2 protein-coding genes are annotated in these 3,070 nt (G+C 59.8%); one reads left to right on the forward strand and one right to left on the reverse strand.

Features of this window, described 5'->3' with window-relative positions:
* The first annotated feature begins 458 nt into the window (after positions 1–458).
* The gene (locus H5U08_RS14160; protein WP_297034384.1) at positions 459–2,000 is read left to right on the forward strand and encodes a serine/threonine-protein kinase; all 1,542 of its coding nucleotides are present in this window, start codon (positions 459–461) and stop codon (positions 1,998–2,000) included.
* A 140-nt stretch (positions 2,001–2,140) separates the two neighbouring features.
* Here H5U08_RS14160 and H5U08_RS14165 read toward each other — a convergent pair.
* On the reverse strand, positions 2,141–3,070 hold a 930-nt coding region (locus H5U08_RS14165), incomplete at its 5' end, for an Lpg1974 family pore-forming outer membrane protein (protein WP_297034386.1).

The raw sequence follows: 3,070 nt of genomic DNA on the forward strand, positions 1-3,070 counted from the left end.
GGAGGGCCGTGGTAGTCACAACCCTTTTCCAGCACTGCATCGCAGGGGCGATTCATGAATCGCCCCCACCGGCCCGAATAGCCACGTCTCGTGGCCTGTCACAGTGATCCGTGAAGTGTCCCTACCGGAATCCGGCTGGTTCGGCCGTGCGGTGGCCAGCGGATCGACCGGTGTCTTTTACCCCGCAGGCGGAAATTCTCACGGAACGGCGACTTTGACAGGGAGGGAACTTCAGAAAGTGGAAATAATTCTTGGAAAGTGGTAAGTTAAATAGCGATGGAGAAGTGTGTCCAGTGTTGCCCAATACTTCAGGCGAGCCAGATGAGTGGACGGTCGGAAGGAAGCGTCGATGCCGGGGAAAATCGTTGAGTGATGCGGGCGCCGGTGCCATTGTGAAACGACAGAAAGGTTGGGCATTTATGCGAGCGGAATGAAAACCTCGAGTAGCGAGACCTTCGATGACGGTCGAGCAATTCCTCGATCTGGTGAAACGCAGTCAACTGGTCGAGGCCGACCAGTTACAGAAGGTGGTCAAGCAGTGGCTGCCACCTGAGGGAAGCTCTTCGCTGACCGCCGAGGAACTGGCGGGCAAGCTGGTCGAGGCTGGCCTTCTTACCCGGTGGCAGGCCGGAAAACTCCTGGAAGGTCGCTACAAAGGTTTTTTCCTGGGCAAGTACAAATTGCTTGATCACCTGGGCAGCGGGGGGATGAGCAGCGTGTATCTTGCTGAACACGTGCTCATGCAGCGCCGGGTGGCGATCAAGGTTCTGCCCAAACACCGGGTCAACGACGCTTCCTATCTCGCGCGATTTCACCGTGAGGCAAAGGCGGCGGCCGCTCTCGACCATCCCAACATCGTCCGCGCCTACGACGTGGACAGCGACGGTACGAATCACTACCTGGTGATGGAGTACGTGGAGGGCCAGGACCTCCAGCGGATGGTCAGAGAAAAGGGCCCCCTGCCCCCTCACATGGCGGCCGAATATATCCGCCAGGCAGCGGAAGGCCTTCACCACGCCCATCAGGCGGGCCTCATCCATCGCGACATCAAACCTGCCAATCTTCTTGTGGACAAAAAGGGGGTGGTCAAGTTACTAGACCTGGGTTTGGCGCGTTTTTCGGACGACGACCGCGGGTCACTCACCCTCGCTTACGACGAGAACGTGCTGGGGACAGCCGATTATCTCGCACCAGAACAGGCCATCGACAGTCATCGGGTGGATCTCCGGGCCGATATTTACAGTCTGGGGTGCACGCTTTATTTCCTTCTGACGGGACACCCTCCGTTTCCCGAGGGAACACTCGCCCAGCGCGTCATGAAGCATCAGCGGGAAATGCCGCCCGACATCCGCAAAGAACGCCCGGATGTGCCCGACGATCTCGTGGCCATCTGTATGAAGATGATGGCCAAGAAGCCTTCGGCTCGGTATCAATCGGCGGCCCAGGTGGCCGAAGTGTTGCGGTTGTGGCTGATCAATCACGGCTACCAGATCCCGGACGAGAGCACGCTGCGCCGCACCGCGACAGCAGTCCCAACGGCGGCACCCGGAACAGTCCAGGCGGCGGTGACGAAGCGGTCTTCTGCCAAACCGATCAGCGATGCTACCGGCGTTCAGTCCACGCCTTTGCCGGTGGCCCAGGCCCTCCAGGATACGCCCCCCAGTGCACCGCTTCCCAAGGCGAAACCGCTGGAAGATTCACCCACCACACCAACCCTGCCGGTGGCCAAGCCCATTGTGGAAACACTTCCCATTCCGGAGGAACTGACCCACGAGCCCGCCGACACGGCAAGCACCGGTCGTGAGAGCGACCTTCCCGGGGAGCCAGAAACGGCAGCCGCCATCCCGCTGCCATTAGACGTCAAAGAAGATCCTCTTTTGGCGATCGTCCGCCGCGACCGGGCGCGCCGGGCCCCGCCCATGCCAGCGTGGATCTGGCTTGTGATCGTCGGTGGCCTGCTTCTCGCTGCGGTGCTTGCGGCCATTCAGTTCCTGCGCTGATACCAGCCCGGATGGATCCCCGACCCAATCCTGCCTAGGCCAAATATCCAACAAAAAACACTCGCTGCATGCCGAACAGCGAGTGCGAGCGGGAAGGATGTCAGGTGTTTCTGCGGGGGGACGCTGGAGTCAGCAAACGATCAGAAGCGGATCTCCGCTCGTCCCACCAAACCATCGAACACCACCGTGTCGTCCATGCCACTGAAGTTGTTGCTTTGAACACCCCGAATGAAGGTGTCGGCATCCACCGCATTGAACCAGGCGCTCACCATATAGCCGACGGTGAACATCACGCAGCCGTTGTCGCTGACCCAGCCGCTGCCCAACTCGAGATCAAGGATCGGCACCACCCGGGAAGCACGCCAGCGCGTATCCACTTCCACACTGGTGAAGGACTGGCCCTGGAAATACCGGGCACGGAAGTCTCCCGCCACAAAACTGGCGGCGCTGCGACCATACACGATCAGGTTTGTGTTCTGGAAGTGGCGTTCGCCCTCCAACCCGAGCCGAATGCCACCGCCGTAGAACCGGATGTCGGTGAGGATATTTTCCACACCGTTGTTAAAGAACGTGGAAGAGAAATCCTGTTCCAGTTGGGCGTATCGACCACCCACCAGCCAGTTCCACGAACCATAGCAATTGCTGCGGAAGATGTGGCGGTAATCGGCATCGATCAACTGGAAGTCCACGTCGTTGCTGGCGATACCGCGGAGATAGTCGGCAGCCGCCGTCAGTGTGCCCGGATGCGCCACAAGAGATCGCAGGACAAGCGGGGCGTCCGTGCTCAGTGAGTCGTTGGAGTGGCTTTCAAAGAACGTGTAACTGACGCTGGCACTCGAACATTCGTCCACCACCCGACCGACACCGACACGAAAACCGGAGTCGAAATCGATATCGGCATTGGCAATTCGGCCGACCTGAATGGGAACATCGCCCTGCTGGATGGCCCCGTTAATGGCCACAGCCCAGGGCACATCCACGTCGGAGGGACGAAGATAGAGATATTCACCCCAGACCTGCCAAACCGGAAGGCGACCGGTCGGACATGCCTCCGCGGGGCCAGCGGAAGA

It is taken from the genome of Thermogutta sp., from assembly GCF_014359955.1.
Taxonomy (GTDB): Bacteria; Planctomycetota; Planctomycetia; order Pirellulales; family Thermoguttaceae; genus Thermogutta.